14 protein-coding genes are annotated in these 19,119 nt (G+C 44.2%); 13 read left to right on the top strand and 1 reads right to left on the bottom strand.

Features of this window, described 5'->3' with window-relative positions; all coding sequences use genetic code 11:
* The first annotated feature begins 222 nt into the window (after positions 1–222).
* The 13 genes from mraZ (at position 223) to ftsZ (ending at position 17,663) form a co-directional block, all read left to right on the top strand.
* On the top strand, positions 223–690 hold the full coding sequence (gene mraZ, locus EGI32_RS15925; RefSeq protein WP_255156348.1) for a division/cell wall cluster transcriptional repressor MraZ: 468 nt from the start codon (positions 223–225) through the stop codon (positions 688–690).
* A gap of 4 nt (positions 691–694) precedes the next feature.
* Complete coding sequence (rsmH, locus tag EGI32_RS15920; RefSeq protein ID WP_255156347.1) at positions 695–1,648, top strand: 16S rRNA (cytosine(1402)-N(4))-methyltransferase RsmH; 954 nt, start codon at positions 695–697, stop codon at positions 1,646–1,648.
* Positions 1,648–1,992, top strand: a complete 345-nt coding sequence (locus EGI32_RS15915) for an FtsL-like putative cell division protein (RefSeq protein WP_255156346.1) — start codon at positions 1,648–1,650, stop codon at positions 1,990–1,992. Before rsmH ends, EGI32_RS15915 begins: the two co-directional genes overlap by 1 nt.
* Positions 1,993–2,019: 27 nt before the next feature.
* Positions 2,020–4,146, top strand: a complete 2,127-nt coding sequence (locus tag EGI32_RS15910) for a penicillin-binding protein (RefSeq protein WP_255156345.1) — start codon at positions 2,020–2,022, stop codon at positions 4,144–4,146.
* A 9-nt stretch (positions 4,147–4,155) separates the two neighbouring features.
* Entirely contained in the window at positions 4,156–5,616 is a 1,461-nt protein-coding gene (locus EGI32_RS15905) for a UDP-N-acetylmuramoyl-L-alanyl-D-glutamate--2,6-diaminopimelate ligase (protein ID WP_255156344.1), read from the top strand.
* 322 nt (positions 5,617–5,938) lie between these two features.
* Complete coding sequence (gene mraY / locus EGI32_RS15900; RefSeq protein ID WP_255156343.1) at positions 5,939–7,243, top strand: phospho-N-acetylmuramoyl-pentapeptide-transferase; 1,305 nt, start codon at positions 5,939–5,941, stop codon at positions 7,241–7,243.
* Between the two features lie 252 nt (positions 7,244–7,495).
* Positions 7,496–8,836 carry a UDP-N-acetylmuramoyl-L-alanine--D-glutamate ligase gene (murD, locus tag EGI32_RS15895; protein ID WP_255156342.1) on the top strand — a complete coding sequence of 447 codons (1,341 nt, stop codon included), beginning with the start codon at positions 7,496–7,498 and terminating at the stop codon, positions 8,834–8,836.
* Between the two features lie 63 nt (positions 8,837–8,899).
* The gene (locus EGI32_RS15890) at positions 8,900–10,198 is read left to right on the top strand and encodes an FtsW/RodA/SpoVE family cell cycle protein (RefSeq protein WP_255156341.1); all 1,299 of its coding nucleotides are present in this window, start codon (positions 8,900–8,902) and stop codon (positions 10,196–10,198) included.
* 72 nt (positions 10,199–10,270) lie between these two features.
* Positions 10,271–11,419, top strand: coding sequence for an undecaprenyldiphospho-muramoylpentapeptide beta-N-acetylglucosaminyltransferase (murG, locus tag EGI32_RS15885; protein ID WP_255156340.1), 1,149 nt, complete (start codon positions 10,271–10,273; stop codon positions 11,417–11,419).
* Positions 11,419–12,780: a UDP-N-acetylmuramate--L-alanine ligase gene (gene murC, locus EGI32_RS15880; RefSeq protein ID WP_255156339.1), complete on the top strand. Its 1,362-nt coding sequence runs from the start codon at positions 11,419–11,421 to the stop codon at positions 12,778–12,780. The genes murG and murC overlap by 1 nt, the downstream gene beginning before the upstream one ends.
* A gap of 9 nt (positions 12,781–12,789) precedes the next feature.
* Complete coding sequence (locus EGI32_RS15875) at positions 12,790–14,040, top strand: cell division protein FtsQ/DivIB (protein ID WP_255156427.1); 1,251 nt, start codon at positions 12,790–12,792, stop codon at positions 14,038–14,040.
* A gap of 185 nt (positions 14,041–14,225) precedes the next feature.
* Positions 14,226–15,605, top strand: a complete 1,380-nt coding sequence (gene ftsA, locus EGI32_RS15870) for a cell division protein FtsA (protein WP_255156338.1) — start codon at positions 14,226–14,228, stop codon at positions 15,603–15,605.
* Positions 15,606–15,746: 141 nt separating this feature from the next.
* Entirely contained in the window at positions 15,747–17,663 is a 1,917-nt protein-coding gene (gene ftsZ / locus EGI32_RS15865; RefSeq protein WP_255156337.1) for a cell division protein FtsZ, read from the top strand.
* A 245-nt stretch (positions 17,664–17,908) separates the two neighbouring features.
* Here ftsZ and EGI32_RS15860 read toward each other — a convergent pair whose 3' ends face one another.
* The gene (locus tag EGI32_RS15860) at positions 17,909–18,898 is read right to left on the bottom strand and encodes an IS110 family transposase (protein ID WP_255154530.1); all 990 of its coding nucleotides are present in this window, start codon (positions 18,896–18,898) and stop codon (positions 17,909–17,911) included.
* Positions 18,899–19,119 lie beyond the last annotated feature (221 nt).

Raw genomic sequence — 19,119 nt, 5'->3', positions numbered from 1 at the left:
TTATCCATTATCCATTTTACTGTTATCCATTCACCTTATCCACACGCATTTCACATCTATCCACAGCTAATCCACACCGGATATCCCCAAAACACCCTCAAACCTATAGCTATCCTACGCTTCGCCCTGTGGAAAAAATCTTTTCCTTAAAAAAGTGTCGGAAAGTGGGAAAAAGTGTTATTTTGTGTGAATAATACTTAAATAACCATTTATTTCCCCTTCATGATCAGCTTTTTGGGCGAATATGAATCAACTGTAGATGCAAAAGGACGCTTCCTTTTGCCGGCAGGCTTAAAAAAGCAGTTGCCGCAGGATGATAATGCCCAATTCGTGATAAACAGGGGTTTTGAAAAATGTCTTACCCTCTATCCCTTGCAGAGCTGGAATCCCATCTTTGAAACCATCAGCAAACAAAATGATTTTGATCCCAAAGTTAGAGAGTTTCGCCGCTATTTTTTAAATGGCGCCACACAAATCGATCTGGATAGTGCGGGAAGGATCTTGTTGCCAAAAAACCTGATCGAACATGCCTCACTTGAAAAAGACATTGTGCTGGTATCGGCGGTGAACAAGATTGAGATCTGGGACAAAAATAAATACCAACAGTTCTTTGATTCTTTTACATCTGAGTCATTCAGCGCCCTGGCAAACGAAGTGATGAACCCAAACGCTGACAAGCCGAACAGTTAAAGATATGGAGCAATCAAAAAAATCAGCCGGCAATACAGGATCAGCGGATCAGCCGGGCGATTACCATATCCCGGTGTTGCTGCACGAAGCCATCGATGCCCTGGATATCAAACCATCCGGTGTTTATGTCGATTGCACATTTGGCGGCGGCGGACATAGCCGGGCGATACTCGAAAAGCTGGATGAGAATGGAAAACTGATCGTATTCGACCAGGATGAAGATGCGAAGAAAAATATCCCGGCAGGTGAAGAGCGGATGATCTTCGTTCCGCAAAATTTTCGTCATCTCCAGCGCTTTCTCCGGTTGTACAAACACAGCAAAGTGGATGGGATACTGGCAGACCTCGGCGTATCGAGCCACCAGTTTGACGAAGCCGGCAGGGGATTTTCCACCCGATTCGACGCTGCGCTCGATATGAGGATGGATACCAAACAAAAAACAACAGCGGCCGATGTTCTGCAGACATATACAGAACAGCAGCTGCACAAGATATTTGAGAAATACGGGGAAGTGACGAATTCAAAAACATTGGCGAAGACGATCATCACCCAACGGGCAATAGCGCCTTTTACCACTATCAACCGCTTCAAACAATCCTTGCAGCAGGTAGTGAAAGGCAACCCCAACAAGTATTTCGCACAGGTGTTCCAGGCATTGAGGATCGAAGTAAATGATGAGATCGGCGCTTTGAGGGAGATGCTTACGCAAAGTACAGATGTACTGAAGCCAGGGGGAAGGATTGCAGTGATCACTTTTCATTCGCTGGAAGACAGGGAAGTGAAAACATTTTTTAAGCAGGGCACATTTGAAGAACCGGAAGTGGATGATGTGTTTGGAACGAAAACAGAAAGCCCGCTGCGCATCATTTCAAAGAAACCGATCGTGGCCGGCGAGCAGGAATTAAAATCAAATCCGCGGTCAAGGAGTGCCAAATTGCGGATAGCAGAAAAAAAATAATGACCGAAGAAAATATACATACGGATACCCAACAGCAAACGAAAACTGACTGGAAAAAATTCTTCACCTACAAGTGGGTGGTGAAAAATATTCCCTTCTTTCTTTTCCTTTCTGCCCTCGCGGTTCTATATATCTACAACGGCCACCATGCTGACAAGCTGATCCGCAAGATCGCCACCAGCGAAAAGAATATCAAAGAACTGGAATACGAATATAAGTCGATAAAGAGCGAAGTGATTTTCAGGAGTAAAGCCAGCGAACTGGTAAAAGCGGTGGAGCCGCTGGGCCTTAAGCAGCCGAAAGTTCCGCCAATTATTTTAGTGGATTCGATTGTAAAGAAATAAGAAAACGTTTGCCCGCAAAGGGTTATAATGGAGATCAAAAAAGACATATTGTGGAGAGTGTACCTGTGCTTTATCGGCATGGCGGTGCTGAGTGTCTTTGTATTGGGACGTGCGATATATATACAACAGGTGCAGGGAAGCTTCTGGCGTGGAATGGGCGATAGCCTTCATTTGAAATACCTTCCAATCGATGCCGAACGTGGAAGCATCTACAGCGAAGATGGAAATATGCTGAGTACTTCTGTTCCCATTTTTGATGTGTATATAGATTTTGGGGCAGATGGGTTGAGGGAAAAACAAGGCAAACGTTTCAAGGATAATGTGGATTCACTGAGCATCAGCCTTGCAGCGTTGTTTGAAGATAAACCGGCCGCCACTTACGAAAAAGAATTGAAGCTGGCGTATAAGAACAAGGAACGTTATTACCCCCTGAAGAAAAAAATATCTTTCGATCAGTATAAAGCGATGCGTGATTTTCCACTGGTGCGCCAGGGGCGCAACAAAAGCGGTTTCATCATCGACCCACGCGATAAACGTATCAACCCCTATGTATTGCTCGCCAACAGAACGATCGGGCTTTCCCGCCTGAACCCAAAACAAAATGTGGGATTGGAACTTACGTATGATAGCTTGCTGAGAGGCACCACCGGCCAGCGTTTGATGCGGTATGCGGCAGGTACCTACATGCCGGTTGAAGGGGCGGAACTCGATCCGGTAAACGGAAAAGATATCGTAACCACATTGGATACTTATATACAGGATGTGGCGCAGAATGCCCTGATGAAAATGATGGTGAATAATAATTCACTGCATGGTACGGTGATCGTGATGGAAACAGCAACCGGTAAAATAAAAGCGATCGCTAATCTGGGGAAACAACCGGACGGCACCTACATAGAAGACCTCAATTACGGCATCGGTAAAGCAACAGAACCAGGCTCGATCTTCAAGCTCGCTACCTTATTGAGTTTGCTGGAAGATAAATATGTCACCATCAAAAGCATCGTGAATACGGAAGGTGGTGTGAAATCTTTTTCCGGGTTACGGATCAAAGATTCGCATCTGGGCGCTTATGAAATGACAGTGAAAGAAGCTTTTGAACGCAGCAGTAACGTGGCTTTCGCTAAGCTGGCAGATCAGTATTACGGAAGCGAACCTACAAAATTTACCGATCACCTGGCTAAGTTCAGGCTCAACCAGATGACCGGGGTGGATATCGTGGCAAGCTCTGCAAAACCAACTATTAAAACACCGAAGAACAGGAGCTGGTCTAAAACCACTATTCCTTACATGGCGCACGGCTATGAAGAAATGGTGACGCCGCTGCACATGCTGATGTTGTACAATGCAGTTGCCAACAACGGCAAAATGATGAAACCTTACCTGGTAAGCGCTATCAGGGATTACGGAGTGGATATTAAAAAAATAGAGCCACAGGTGCTGGTAGAAAAAATTGCCAGCGACGAAACATTGGCGCAGGCAAGGGAATGTTTGAAAGCGGTGGTAGATAGTGCACATGGTACAGCACATAAAGTGGTATTCGATTCATTGTACTCTATTTCGGGAAAAACAGGAACAGCGGTAACGGCGCTGGATAACAAGGGATATAATAAAGGCAACAAAATATACCAGGCATCTTTCATCGGGTATTTCCCTTCGGAAGCGCCAAAATATTCAATCGCTGTAGTGATACAAAACAGCCGCGAGTCAAAGCTGGTGTATGGTGCCGATGTATCGGGACGTGTATTTAAAGAAGTGAGTGATCATATTTACGGTCATTTTATCAACAATACAAAGTACGCATACACTGCAGCGGCTGATACTTCTATGCATGTTTCTTCAGGAATGAGATCCGATCTGGGCTCGATCTTCAGCTACCTGAATATCATTTACAGGGATTCGGCTGTATCGGGAGCATGGAGAAGAATGCAGCTTGTAAATAATTCTGCCAGCATGAGTACACCTGCGGATTTTCAAACCTCTTCGGCTGTAACCCCCAATGTTATTGGAATGGGATTGAAAGATGCGGTGTACCTGCTGGAGAATAAAGGGTTGAAGATAACGGTTACGGGTAGGGGCAAAGTTGTAAACCAAAGTTTGCTTGCCGGAACAAATTTTACTAAAGGACAAAAAATATCATTGCTGCTGAACTAGCAAAAAATTATGTTGAAAGACCTGTTATATAAAGTGTCTATTGTGGCTGTAAAAGGCGATACCGGTGTTGCAGTAAATGCATTGCAGCTGGATTCGCGTGCAGCAAACCCGCAGGGATGCTTTATTGCGATCAAAGGGTCGGCCGTAGATGGACATGATTTTATAGCAGGCGCAATTGCTAATGGCGCAGTAGCGGTCATCTGCCAGGAAATGCCGGCAGAAATAAATGATGCCGTTACTTATGTGCAGGTAGAAAACAGTGCGGCGGCGGCAGGCATCATCAGTCATAATTTTTACGGCGAACCGTCGAAGAATTTGAAGCTGGTGGGTGTTACCGGTACCAATGGCAAAACAACCATCGCTACCGTGCTCTTTAAATTATTCACTAACCTCGGTTTTAAATGCGGGTTGGTTAGCACGGTGCAAAACCAGGTGGGTGAGGCGATCATCCCGGCTACGCATACTACGCCGGATGCGGTGAATTTAAATAAGCTGCTGAAACAAATGCTGGATGCGGAATGTGAATACGTTTTCATGGAATGCAGCAGCCATGCCATTGAACAGCAACGCCTGGCGGGATTGGTGTTTACGGGAGCGATATTCAGCAATATCACCCATGATCACCTGGATTACCACAAAACATTTGATGAATATATCCGGGTAAAAAAATCATGGTTCGATGGTTTGCCGAAAGCTGCTTTTGCTATCAGCAACTCAGATGATAAAAGAGGCGCTGTGATGTTGCAGAATACAGCAGCAAAAAAATATTTCTACAGCCTGAAAACGCTGGCTGATTTTAAAGGAAAGATCCTGGATAACAGCCTCGCCGGATTGCACATGCTGGTAAATGACGTGGAAGTGCATTTCAAGATGATCGGTGAATTCAACGCCTATAATCTTTTGGCTGTGTATGCTGCCGCAATTTGCCTGGGGCAAAACAAAGAGGAAACCTTATTGCAGTTAAGCAGCATCAATGGAGCCGAGGGAAGATTCGACTACAGCATCAGCAATAATGAAAGAGTGGTAGGGATTGTGGATTATGCACATACACCTGATGCCTTGTTGAATGTGCTGGCTACTATCAAAAATCTCCGCCAGGGAAATGAAAAGATCATTACCGTGGTAGGTTGCGGAGGCAACAGGGACAAAACAAAACGCCCTGTGATGGCTGAAGTAGCCTGTGAATACAGTGACAAAGTGATCTTCACTTCCGACAATCCAAGGAAAGAAGATCCGCTGGAAATATTGAAAGACATGGAAGCCGGGGTGAAAATAGTGGCCAGAAAAAAATATATAACGATTGCGGATAGACGGGAAGCGATCAAGACAGCGGTAAGCCTGAGTGCAAAAGAAGACATTGTATTGGTAGCAGGCAAAGGCCATGAAAAATACCAGGAGATAAATGGGGTGAAGTACGATTTTGATGATAAGAAAGTGTTGCAGGAAATGTTTGAGCTATTGGACAAATAAAACCCGATGTCACCCTGAGAACTGTGAAATGTCACCCTGAGAACTGTCATCCTGAGAAATGTGAAATGTCACCCTGAGAACTGTCATCCTGAGAACTGTCACCCTGAGCTTGTCGAAGGGTTGTCGAAGGGCCGTCGAAGGATTGTCAAAGAACTCTGGTTTCGGAATGAGAAAGGCTTCGACAAGCTCAGCGTGACAGCTATTTCGGAATTGCAGAAGTAATAAAATGTAAATAGAATTTAAAAATAAATAATATAAGATAATAGCGAAGTGAAAGTATTTGCACATTGGCAGATCTGCACATTTGCACATTTTTAAAAATATGTTGTATCACTTATTTGATTGGATCACACAACACTGGTCAAAAGCCAGTTTCCCGGGCAGTGGGCTGTTTCAGTTCATCAGCTTCCGTGTGATCATTGCACTCATACTATCATTGGTGATCACAACTGTGTATGGCAAAAATCTTATCGGCTTCCTGCAAAAAAAGCAGCTAGGCGAAACCGTTAGGGACCTTGGCCTGGCGGGAGAACAACAAAAGAAAGGTACACCCACAATGGGCGGTATCATTTTGATCCTGGCGATCATCATCCCGACGTTGTTGCTGGCAAACCTTGATAAAGTATACATCCGGCTGATGCTCCTGTGTACAGTATGGCTTGGTGCCATCGGGTTCATCGATGATTATCTGAAGATCCGGTCCCGAAAAATCGCGAAAGCAAAAGGAACAGAATATAAAAAATCCGACAGCGATGGCCTGGCGGGAAGGTTCAAGATTTTCGGACAGGTGATGCTGGGGATCGTTGTGGGCGCTACCTTATACTTCAGTCCGAGCGTAACAATGAAGCGGGAAATCATGTCGGCCAATAATGTTATCCCACAGGAACCCGGAGCGAGAATTGGCAAGATAGATACAGTAATGATCGATGGCAAAATGCATAAATATGTGAGTGTAAAAACACCGATCACGACCATACCGTTCGTAAAAAACCACGAATTCAATTATGCTAAATTATTGCCGAAAGCATGGCAGGATTACACGTACATTCTGTATATCCTCATCGTGATATTTATTGTGACAGCGGTATCCAACGGGGCAAATATAACGGATGGTTTGGATGGCCTGGCAACCGGCGTCAGTGCTATCATCGGCCTTTGCCTGGGCATATTTGCTTATGTGAGTGGTAATATAAAATTTGCGGAGTACCTCAACATCATGTACATCCCGAATCTTGCCGAGCTGTCTATTTTTATCGCGGCATTCGTAGGGGCTTGTGTAGGTTTCCTTTGGTACAACTCTTACCCGGCGCAGGTTTTCATGGGAGATACCGGCAGCCTTGCATTGGGCGGCATCATAGCAGCGCTGGCCATCATTGTACGAAAAGAATTATTGATTCCTATTTTCTGTCTCGTGTTTTTTATTGAATTGTTGAGTGTGATGGCGCAGGTGAGTTATTTCAAATACACGAAGAAAAAGTATGGTGAAGGACGGCGGATATTTTTAATGAGCCCGCTGCATCATCATTATCAGAAGAAAGGATATCATGAAAGTAAAATAGCAGTACGTTTTTGGATCATAACAATATTATGCGTTGCAATGGCCATCATAACACTAAAGTTACGATAGCCGTTCAGCAGAAAGAGACAGTCAATTAACAAGCATTGTAAAGTGCAAATTTTGTAACTGTGAGACCGCATGCCTGTTAAATCTATGCTGTTGAAAAACCTAATTTAAAAAGCAAAGTACAGATCAACTTATCCTGTAGTCTGATACTATTGAAGAACCTTATTTTTTTGAGTAAAGAGTTACCGGAAAAACGCTGTCCTGTAGTTTCTAATACTCTTGAAGAACCAATTTTTGTTTTTTTAAATCACGAAAGTGAAGGAACGTATTGTCATACTCGGGGCCGCTGAAAGCGGAGTTGGTGCAGCCTTGCTGGCGCAGCAAAAAGGGTATGATGTGTTTGTGAGTGATGCCGGAAATATCCAGGAGCATTACAAGAAGGAGCTAGCGGATAAAGGAATTTCTTTTGAAGAACGTACGCACACGGAAGAGAAGATTTTGAATGCGTCGGAAGTGATCAAAAGCCCTGGCATACCAGAGAAAAGTGAAATGATCAAAAAGATCCGGGCCAAAAATATCCCGGTGATCAGCGAGATCGAATTCGCTTACCGGTACAAAGGAAACAGCCGGATCATCGCTATCACTGGCAGCAATGGCAAAACAACCACCACAGCGCTTACATACCACATTTGTAAGATGGCCGAACTGGATTGTGCAATGGTAGGCAACATCGGTTATTCGTTTGCCAAGCAGGTGGCAGAAGACCCGAAAGAGTTGTATGTAGCGGAGATCAGTTCTTTTCAGCTGGATGATATAAAAACATTTCGTCCGGATGTAGCGGTGATCACCAACATAACAGAAGATCATTTAGACAGGTACGATTATAACATAGAAAATTATATACACAGCAAATTTCGTATAGCAGAAAATCAACTGCCGGGGGATGTGCTTGTATATAACGAAGACGATCCGACAACGGTAAAATATATTAAGAAATATCCCATTAAATCAACACTAGCACCCATAGCCATGAGTAAAGAATTGCCACAAGGAGCCTATTTGAACAATGCGAAGATGCATCTCAAATGGAAGAGCGAAGAAATGCAGATGAGCGTAGACGATTTTACGCTCAAAGGAAAACACAATCAATTTAACAGTATGGCCGCAAGTATGGCTGCAACAGCAGTAGACATCCGCAAAGAAAAGATCAGGGAAGCATTGCAGACTTTTGAAAGCCTGGAACACAGGATGGAGCCGGTAGCTACGATCAAAGGAGTGGAATTCATCAATGATAGTAAAGCCACCAATGTGAACAGCACCTGGTTTGCGCTCGAAAGCATGACAAAACCGGTGATCCTGATCCTGGGTGGAGTTGATAAAGGAAACGATTACAACCTGCTGAAAGAACTGGTAGAAGAAAAAGTGAAAGCGATCGTGTGCATGGGTACAGATAACCGCAAGATCGCGGAAGCCTTTGGGGATACGGTTTCGCTGATGGTGAACACCAGCAATGCACAGGAAGCGGTACAGGCTGCATTTCATTTTGCCAATAAAGGCGATGTAGTGTTGCTGAGCCCGGCCTGCGCCAGCTTCGATCTTTTTAAAAATTACGAAGACAGGGGCAATCAATTTAAAAAAGCAGTAAAAGACCTGTAGGCACTCGCCTGCGGCGAGTGCCTTCTTGCGGATGCAACCGACGCAGACGAAAAATATTTTTTAATGTCAGAACAAACAAACATACGCTCATTCTTCACCCCCGATTTTTCCAACATGGGTGGCAACCTGGTTAAAAAAACCAAGGGCGACAGGGTCATATGGGCTATCGTGATCTTACTCACGCTGGCAAGTTTGTTATTGGTATACAGCAGCACAGGTTCATTGGCTTACAGGATGAGCAAAAGCAACGAAAGTTATTTGTTCAAACAATTTGCCTTCATCATACTTGGGCTGCTTATCATTTATTTCGCACACAGGATCAACTATACCATTTATTCAAAAGTGGCGCTGATACTGTTTTTGATATCGATACCGCTCTTGTTGTATACGTTGCTTTTTGGTGTGCAATTGAACGCCGGTAGCCGCTGGATAAAACTGCCGGTGATCAACATGACCTTTCAGACTTCGGATCTGGCCAAGCTGGCTTTGTTCATGTACATGAGCCGTCAGTTGAGCAGGAAACAACTGGTGATCAAAGATTTCAAGAAAGGGTTTTTGCCGGTGGTGATCCCTGTAGGAATTATTTGTATCCTCATAGCACCGGCCAATTTGTCGACTGCTGTATTGATCGCTGGCACAAGTTTCCTGCTGATGTTCATCGGAAGGGTGAGTACCAAACATATCCTTGCCACACTGGGCATCGCGTTGATACCGGTAGTATTGCTGATCACGATTGCGGTTTCTACGTATGATAAACAAACAGGCGAAACGAAAAAGTTGCCTGCTTTTCTCGCATCAGGCCGTATACCTACCTGGATAAGCCGTATCCAGACTTTTGTGTATAGCAAAAAGGATGATGATAATGAAAAATTATACCAGATCAACCAGGCAAAAATTGCGGTAGCAAATGGTGGCTGGCTGGGCAAAGGCCCCGGCAACAGCACGGCAAGAAATTTTCTGCCCCATAGCTATAGTGATTTTATTTACGCTATTATCATTGAAGAGTATGGGCTGTTGGGAGGTGCGGCGATGCTTTGCATTTACCTGCTGTTCCTGTACCGGTGTATCAGGATATACAAAAAATGCCCGTACGCATTCGGGGCATTTTTGGCGTTGGCGTTAAGTTTTACATTGGTGATACAAGCCATCGCCAACATGGGGGTGAATGTAAACCTGTTTCCCAACACCGGTGTTACGTTGCCATTGGTGAGTATGGGTGGAAGTAGTTTCCTCTTCACCTGTTTGTCTATCGGCATCATATTGAGCGTATCAAGAAACGTAGAACAGCAGGAAGGTGAAGAAGCATTAAAGAAAACAAAACAAATAGCAAAAGAAGAAGCCGCCGCAGTTGTAGCAGTATAAAAGATAAGCGACGAGCAAAATATAGACAACCAGCGTTCCCCATCGGGGAACCTTGTGGGTAGAAAATAATAAATGACCGACCAACAAAACATAATCAACCAGGGTGTCCCATCGGGACACATTGTGGGTAGCGGCAAACGAATCATTATCGCCGGTGGCGGTACCGGTGGCCATATTTTTCCGGCAGTGGCCATTGCCAACGCCATCAAAAAGATCGCACCCGAAACGGAGATTTTGTTTGTAGGCGCCAATGGTAAAATGGAAATGGAAAAAGTGCCGCAGGCGGGGTACGAAATAAAAGGATTGGATATAGCGGGTTACAACCGCAGTTCTTTGATAAAAAATGTTTTTCTGCCTTTCAAGATCATCAAAAGCTTTTACCAGGTTTCGAAGATCTTTAAAAGCTTTCAGCCTTCGGCGGTGATCGGTGTTGGCGGATATTCGAGTTTCCCGGTATTGCGGTATGCGCAAACCAAGGGGATACCATCTTTCATCCACGAAAGCAATTCTTTTGCGGGCAAAAGCAATATCATGCTGGGTAAAAAAGCCACAAAGGTTTTTACCGCGACAGAAAATATGCAGCAGTTTTTTCCTGCCAGCAAAATTGTGGTAACAGGAAACCCCGTGAGGAAATCTATTGTAGACGGGCATGTGAGCAAAGAAGAAGCGCTCAATTTTTTTGGCTTAAATAAGGATAAAAAAGTGGTGTTAAGCATTGGTGGCAGCCTTGGTGCACAAAGCATTAATGAAGCGATCGATAAGGATATACAGCTCTTTGAAGAAAATAATTTACAACTGATCTGGCAAACAGGGAAACCCTATTTGCAGAAAGCAAAAGAAAGAGTAGCAGGTAAAGCAGGGGTTTTTGTAAGCGATTTCATTACGCAGATGGAGTACGCTTATGCCGCTGCAGATATCGTGATCAGCCGGAGCGGCGCCATGGCTATCGCGGAACTTTGCCTGGTGAAAAAACCGGTGCTGTTTGTGCCTTACCCTTTTGCTGCCGAAGACCACCAGACGGCAAATGCAAAAGAATTGGTAAATAGGGAAGCCGCCATAATGATTAGTAATAATTTGGCAGTAAAAGAACTGGTGCCCGCGGTAGTGGAATTAGCGAAAGACGAGGCCTTGAGAACACGGATGGAAAACAATATCAGCAAGCTGGCAATTGCCAATGCCGATGTGGTGATCGCAAAACAAATATTGAACAGTATCAGTTAATGAGGGACATCAAAGATATATCGTCGGTTTATTTTTTAGGTGCAGGTGGAATAGGCATGAGTGCATTGGCCAGGTTTTTTAACGGCCGTGGTATTAAAGTGAGCGGGTATGATAAAACACCAACAGTTCTTACGAAAAAACTGGAAGCTGAAGGTATCGCGATACATTATGAAGACAATGTTTCGCTGATTGACAAAGACGCCTCGATTGTTGTATATACGCCTGCTGTTCCTAAAACGCACAGCGAGCTGAATTATTATATAGATAATAATTACGAAGTGGTAAAACGCAGCGATGTGCTGGGTATGATCACTAAAAGTTCTTTTAATATCTGCGTAGCAGGTACACATGGCAAAACGACGACGAGTGCAATGGTGGCGCATATCCTTACCCATAGCGGGTTTGGTTGCAATGCGTTTTTGGGCGGTATTGCTTCAAATTATGAAACCAATTTTTTGAGCAGCGAAAAAAATGTAAGCGTAGCAGAAGCGGATGAATATGACAGAAGTTTCTTAAAGCTGGATCCTGATATCGCTATCATCACCGCGATGGATGCCGATCACCTGGATATCTACGGTACGGAAAAAAATATGCAGGATGCATTCATCGAGTTCAGCAGCAAGATAAAACCGGGAGGATTGCTGATCGTAAAAAAAGGATTGCAGCGCATCAACGAATTTGCAGCAGGTGAAAAATTGCTCTACGCATTCGATGATGAAACGGCAGATATGTTTGTGAAAAATATCCGCATGGATCACGGCAGTTATTTTTTTGATGTACATATCAAAGATGAAGTGATCAAAGAGGTGGAACTGAATATGGGTGGTTTGCACAACATCGAAAATGCATTGGCAGCCATCACTGTCGCGAAACGGTTGAAGATTGAAGATGAAAAAATAAAAGCTGCGGTAAGTTCATTCAAAGGAGTGAAACGCAGGTTTGAGTATATTTTAAAAACAAAAGAGCGGGTGATGATCGATGACTATGCGCATCATCCTGAAGAATTGAGGGCGTTGATAAATGGAGCAAAGGCACTGTTTCCGGGTAAAAAGGCAACGGTGATATTTCAGCCGCATCTGTTCAGCCGCACCAACGACCTGGCAGATGGTTTTGCAGAAGTGCTCAGCATTGCAGACGAGACCATCTTGTTACCGATCTATCCTGCAAGGGAATTGCCCATGGCAGGTGTGACGAGTAAATTGGTACTGGATAAAATGACGAATGCGAAAAAAAGTATTTTGGAAAAAGAAGAGTTGATAGAGTGGATAAAAAATAATGAAGTGGAATTGTTGATAACAGCAGGCGCGGGAGATATCGACACATTGGTTGATCCCATCGCGGAAATAATTAAAAATAAATAACAACAGGCAATGAGCTTTAAAAAACCAACGATAAAAAAAGTACTGGTGACCACATTGTGGATCGCTATTGCTATAAGCACTGTGGTGCTGTCGGTGGCGGCCATGAAACGGCAGAGCGGCTTATTGTGCAAAGGTGTAAAAGTTGATATAAGTGGTGTAAGCACTAATTTTTTCATTGATGAAAAAGATGTGAAAAAGATCATTGTTGACTTTATAGGTCAGAAACCAGAGGGGACGGCGGTAGACGATTTTAACCTGAAGGATATTGAAGCTGCGATTGAAAGAGATGTATGGGTAGATAACGCGGAATTATTTTTCGACCGCAACAGCATATTGCAGGTGAATGTGGACGAGCGTGAACCAGTGGCCCGTGTTTTTACAAGGGCGGGAAATACTTTTTACATCGACTCGGCTACGATGATGTTGCCATTAAGTGAAAAGTTTTCTGCAAGGTTGCCGGTGTTTACCAACTTCCCTTCGGAGGCGAAAGTACTGCTGCATGCGGATAGTGTTTTGCTGAAGGATATAAAAAAGATAAGCCTTGCCATCCAGGCCGATACTTTTTTGATGGCGATGATCGACCAGGTAGATATCACTTCGGATAGAAGTTTTGAAATGACGCCGAAGATCGGGGAGCAACAGATCATTTTTGGCGATGCTTCTGATATCGACAAAAAATTCGCGAAGCTGAAATTGTTTTACCGGCAGGTAATATCCAAAGCCGGATGGAGCCATTACAGCAGCATCAACCTGCAATACCGCGATCAGATAGTGGCGAAAGTAAAAGGGAAGGAAGATGTGGCGCAGGATTCGTTACGCACCTTGCAGCTGATGGATTACATGGCAAAAAATGCGGCCATGCAGGCAGCGGATTCCATCAGGATTGCAGCGCCGGGCAATGATAATAATGGTGTGGATGCTTCGCTGATACAACAATCTGTGCAGCGTGACGATGAGGGCATCGACAGGAATACGGAAGATGATGCTACTAACCCGGCACTTGATCCAACATTGAGAACGACGGTACCTGCCAGTGCTCCTGCAGTTACACCGGCAACGCCAAAGCCGGATGTAAAGCCGACTGTGGTTAAACCAACGGTAGTAAAACCTGCTGTAAAGGCTGCAGCCAAGCCAGCAGCTAAACCAGTTGTGAAGCCTGCGGATAAAAAACCTGCAACAAAGCCTGTAGTAAAACCAAAACCGGCTACAACAAAACCAGTGCAGAAGCCGAAAGCGGTGATGCCGAAAAACGATTATTAAAGTGAATAGTGAATGGTGAAACCTTCGACATGTTTTGCTGAGTAATGGAAGACTTAATATTCGAAAAATAGAACTGAAAAATAAATACGCTCAAAAATTAAAACACTAATTCGTGTAATTCGTGGAATTCGCAAAATTCGTGTAATAAAAATATACAAACATACAAACACACAAAACACAATTTTATGAATCAGGAACAACCAGTGATCGTCGGCTTAGATATCGGTACTACAAAGATCGCCGCCATAGCCGGGCGCAAGAACGAGTTCGGTAAATTGGAGATATTGGGTTTCGGCCGTGCCAACAGCAATGGCGTTCAACACGGAATGGTATTGAACATCGACCAGACCATCAAAGCTATCCAGACCGCTTTGGAGAACTGTTATGCTTCCAATCCTAACCTGGAGATAGGCGAAGTATACGTAGGCATTGCCGGGCATCATATAAAAAGCCTGCAGACCCGTGGAGATATCGTGCGCCAGCAGAACGAGGAAGAGATACGCCAGGACGAGATCGACAAGCTCATCGCGGATCAGTACCGCACCTACATTCCGGCAGGCGACCAGATCATCGATGTGATCCCGCAGGAATTTACCGTAGATAATTTTCAGAATATCCCCAACCCGATCGGGTATAGTGGTGTGAAAGTGGGCGCTAATTTCCACATCATCACCGGTGATAAAAATGCGATCCGCAATATCAATCGCAGTGTTGATAAAGCTGGCTTGAAAACAAAAGATCTTGTACTGCAGCCGCTGGCTTCTGCCGCCGCAGTTATGTGCGACCAGGACCTGGAAGCAGGTGTGGCTATCGTAGATATCGGTGGTGGTACAACGGATCTTGCCGTGTTTTACGAAGGTATTTTGAAACATACTGCCGTGATACCATTTGGTGGTGAAAATATCACCAACGATATCAAGACCGGCCTTGGTGTGTTGAAAACACAGGCAGAGCAGATGAAGATACAGTTTGGCAGCGCTTTGGCAGACGAAGCAAAAGCAAACGCGTTCATCACCATACCTGGTTTGCGTGGAATGGCGCCGAAAGAAATTTCAGTAAAAAATCTTGCCAGCATCATCCAGGCGCGCATGAGCGAGATCATGGATTTTGTGAGTTACCATTTAAAACAGGTAGGCCTCGACAACCGCATGCTGAATGGCGGTGTAATACTGACTGGTGGCGGTTCGCAGTTGAAGCATTTGTTGCAGCTGACAGAATACGTGACCGGCCTGAATGCACGTATCGGTTACCCGAACGAACATTTGAGCGGCGGTCACATTGAAGAACTGGCCAAACCAATGTACAGCACTTGTATCGGCCTTATCCTGAAAGGATATAACGATTACGAAAACAAGAACAAGACATTTGAAAATAATTTCATCAAGGTAGTCGGTAAAGATGTGAAAGTAGCGGAAGAAGAAGTGGTGAATGATTTTGCTGCAGAAACCGAAACCCATCAGCCAAGTCTTCCGGCTCCAAAGAAAAAAACCATCAAAGGTTTTATGGATGCGATGAAGAACAATTTGATCGAAATGTTCAAAGAAGAAGAAGACGCGAAATTTTAAATAATTACGAATTACCAATTACGAATTACGAATGAGGTTTACAACGATTGTTGATCTTAACGAGCCTCAAAAACTTAATTCGTAATTCGTAATTGAAAATTCGTAATTGAATTATACTTACTAACACACAAACTTACAGACATGATTCAATTTGATTTGCCAAAAGACCAGTCGTCCATCATCAAGGTTATTGGTGTGGGCGGGGGCGGAAGCAACGCTGTTAATCATATGTTTTCGCAAAATATCGAAGGCGTAGATTTTATAATATGCAATACGGATGCACAGGCGGTTGCCTTGAGCAGTGTACCGAATAAGATACAGCTCGGGCCGCATCTTACGCAGGGGCTGGGTGCGGGGGCCAACCCGATGATCGGCCGCCAGGCTACAGAAGAAAGCCTTGAAGAGATCAAGCGCATACTGGAAGTGAATACCAAGATGGCGTTCATTACCGCGGGTATGGGCGGCGGTACCGGTACCGGCGGTGCGCCGATACTGGCAAAAATTTGTAAAGACCTTGGCATACTTACGGTGGGTATCGTAACCACCCCGTTTGCCTACGAAGGAAAGAAACGTATCGCACAGGCCGAAGAAGGTATCATGCTGCTGAAGAACCATGTGGATACTTTGCTCGTGATCAGCAATGATAAATTGCGTCACCAGTTTGGGAATTTGAAAATGAAAGAAGCATTCGCGAAAGCGGATAATGTATTGGCAACTGCTGCAAAATGTATCACCGATGTGATCAACAGCACCGGCCAGATCAACGTCGATTTTGCCGATGTGTGCACCGTGATGAGCAATGGTGGTGTGGCTATCCTTGGCAGCGCATCTGCCGAAGGGGAAAACAGGGCATTCAACGCAATTGAAAATGCATTGACTTCTCCATTGCTGAATGATAATGATATCCGCGGGGCTAAATGGATACTCATCAATATCAATTCTGCCGAAGGCGAACATGAGTTTACGATGGATGAAGTGGAAGTGATACAGAACTATCTGCTGAGCCAGGCGGGAGAAGATACCGATGTGATCCTCGGACTTGGTTATGATAATACATTGGGCGCCCAGATCGGGATCACGCTCATTGCTACCGGCTTCGAGCATAAGGACCCTTTTGCAAAAGAACCGAAGGCAAGCACTTCCGTTCCGGAGGCAAAAAATGAGAAGATAGTTATGCACCTTGATATGCCGGCGCCTGTTCCAACAAGCAAAAAGGCACAACCAACTTTGCAGTTTGACGAGCCTGTTGCGGAAGAAAAACCGGTTGCTAAAGAAGAAGTTAAGGAAGCTGATCCGTTTATGCCAACACTCACAGAATCAACGGCTCCAGTAGAACTACCTAGTAAAACTACTGTGGAAAAATTGGACGATGCGCCTGTGTTTTTTGAGATATCTTCGGCCGCAGATCAGATACCCGTAGTGGAATTTGATATCGACCATTCTATCCCAACTCCTCCGCAAAAGCCAACTACCACGCCGTCGGTAACCGCTGAAAACACCAGCGAAAAAGACAGCCTTAATACAAACGTTAATAAAGAAGCTAGCAATAAAAGTTCCCTTTCGTCGGGGGGCTTCCTGGCCAAGCCTGCGCAGATTTATGCGGAGGTGAAACCGGAGATTTCGGAATCCAATTCGACCGAGGAACCACTGCCGCTGCAACTGAAACTACAGGCCGACGAACCTGCAGAAGAAATGCAACTGGTAGTAAAAGAGTCCCAAAAAGCGGCGGAGGAACAGCCAATTGTTGTACAACAGACTCAGCCTATCATGATGTCCCCTGTTGAGGAACCTGCAATGCAGGACGAAACAGAAGAACTCAGGCGCCGGGCTACGGAACGCATTGCGAAGCTGCGTAATTTGTCATTCAACATCAATGCAGCTGATCCGAATAACGAGTTTGAAACGGTGCCGGCTTACCTCCGTCGCAATATGGAAATTCACAACCAGATTGCCAACGTAGAAAATTTTTACAGCAACTACACTGTAAAATCCGACGATAATAACCAGGCGGAGATCAGTACGATCAACACTTTCCTGGACGGGAAAAAACCAGATTAAATTTTGAGGCGCTACCGCAGGCTCTTAGCCCGCAGTAGCGCCTTTAGTATATTAAGAATAGCTCAGCTATTTGTAAAGAGTGTGTTTGTAATTACAGTTTGTATGTAGCCCCTTTCTTTTGGAAGGGGCTTTTGTTTTGAACCACAGAGTACACAGAGGGCACAGAGTTACACAGAGGAATAATTTTACATCGCACTCTGTGTGCCTCCGTGTATTCTAAGATCAATAAATCACCAAAAAATAGTTTAAGCTACCTTTTTAAATCCATCTACAAACGGGGATTTTCTTTTTACAACAGCAAACATCCTGTGAATTAATTTATTTCTTAAGATATTAATGGTACTTCTTTTTGATTTTCCTTCTGCTATCCTACGCTGATAATATTCCTTTAGTTCCGGATCGTGCTGCATGGCTGATCGGGCGGCCAGATCCAGTAATGTCTTCATTTCCTTATCTGCCAGATGACTGATCTTTGTTTTGCCCCGAATACTGCTGCCGGAACTATATTCGAATGGGGCTGTTCCGCAATAACAGGCAAACTTACGCCCATCTTTAAAGCGGGTAAAATTGGCTGTTTTGATAATTGTTACAGTCGCCGTAACCGGGCCTATGCCCCGGACACTTCTTAAATAACCATAATTGCTGCTGATCCCTTCATTGCTTTTAACAAGCCGCTCTGTTTCCAGCGCTAACTCCTGAATTTGTTTTTCCAGCATTGCTAATACTTTCTGTTGAGATTTAATGATCAGATCACTCTCCTTGATTCCGATATTGCGGTATTCCTTAAGGCTGCATTTTAAAGAAGTTTTTTGTCTTACCAGGCCGGAACGAACTGTATTGAGCATTTTCAAGCGATCAAGATCTTTATCCACAGGAGCATGGGGTATTAGCTTATGTTGTTTCTCTACCCCATATAATGCGATCCTTCTGGCGTCTATTTTATCCGATTTCCCTCTTACTATGCCCTGGGATCTTAGTATTTCCAAAGCAGCCACCTTTACAAATAAAATCGAATACCGATGTAAAAATTCTTCAAACAGGTAACTGTAAAGTCCGGTATGTTCCATGAAGATACCTGCCTGGCAGGTGGATACGTTCTGTTCTTTAAACCATTGCAACAATAATCTAAATCCGCTTTCATTGTTTTCAATGCAATGGTGAGTGCCGGTAGAATGACAAAACACATCAATTGTTTTTTTGGAGAGGTCTGCTCCGATAATGTGCTGAACTTTCATAAATTTGTTTTTAAGCATTAATAAAAAGTTGCTTTGCCTAAAACCTTTAATTAGTCTTTAAGGACTTAATATTCTAATTGGGCCTTGCAACCGTGGAAGGCGATGGGGACTGATACACAGATTAGATCGTAAGTCTAGCCCTCTGTCAAGTTCACCCCATTTCCTTTCACAAATTTTATTAATCTTAATTACCTATCAAAGAGCTGTTTTCTATCTAAAGG

Source organism: Ferruginibacter sp. HRS2-29 (assembly GCF_024343615.1).
In the GTDB taxonomy this organism is placed as follows: Bacteria; Bacteroidota; Bacteroidia; order Chitinophagales; family Chitinophagaceae; genus Ferruginibacter.
The sequence above is the reverse complement of the archived record's forward strand: the minus strand, read 5'-3'. Positions and strand labels throughout refer to the sequence as shown.

What these genes read in the sequence shown, in the direction of transcription:
- mraZ (WP_255156348.1), top strand. Translation starts at nt 223, where the DNA reads ATGATCAGCTTTTTGGGCGAATATGAATCAACTGTAGATGCAAAAGGA.
- EGI32_RS15860 (WP_255154530.1), bottom strand. Translation starts at nt 18,898, where the DNA reads ATGAAAGTTCAGCACATTATCGGAGCAGACCTCTCCAAAAAAACAATT.
- murG (WP_255156340.1), top strand. Translation starts at nt 10,271, where the DNA reads ATGACCGACCAACAAAACATAATCAACCAGGGTGTCCCATCGGGACAC.
- mraY (WP_255156343.1), top strand. Translation starts at nt 5,939, where the DNA reads ATGTTGTATCACTTATTTGATTGGATCACACAACACTGGTCAAAAGCC.
- ftsA (WP_255156338.1), top strand. Translation starts at nt 14,226, where the DNA reads ATGAATCAGGAACAACCAGTGATCGTCGGCTTAGATATCGGTACTACA.
- rsmH (WP_255156347.1), top strand. Translation starts at nt 695, where the DNA reads ATGGAGCAATCAAAAAAATCAGCCGGCAATACAGGATCAGCGGATCAG.
- EGI32_RS15875 (WP_255156427.1), top strand. Translation starts at nt 12,790, where the DNA reads ATGAGCTTTAAAAAACCAACGATAAAAAAAGTACTGGTGACCACATTG.
- EGI32_RS15890 (WP_255156341.1), top strand. Translation starts at nt 8,900, where the DNA reads ATGTCAGAACAAACAAACATACGCTCATTCTTCACCCCCGATTTTTCC.
- EGI32_RS15910 (WP_255156345.1), top strand. Translation starts at nt 2,020, where the DNA reads ATGGAGATCAAAAAAGACATATTGTGGAGAGTGTACCTGTGCTTTATC.
- EGI32_RS15915 (WP_255156346.1), top strand. Translation starts at nt 1,648, where the DNA reads ATGACCGAAGAAAATATACATACGGATACCCAACAGCAAACGAAAACT.
- ftsZ (WP_255156337.1), top strand. Translation starts at nt 15,747, where the DNA reads ATGATTCAATTTGATTTGCCAAAAGACCAGTCGTCCATCATCAAGGTT.
- murC (WP_255156339.1), top strand. Translation starts at nt 11,419, where the DNA reads ATGAGGGACATCAAAGATATATCGTCGGTTTATTTTTTAGGTGCAGGT.
- EGI32_RS15905 (WP_255156344.1), top strand. Translation starts at nt 4,156, where the DNA reads ATGTTGAAAGACCTGTTATATAAAGTGTCTATTGTGGCTGTAAAAGGC.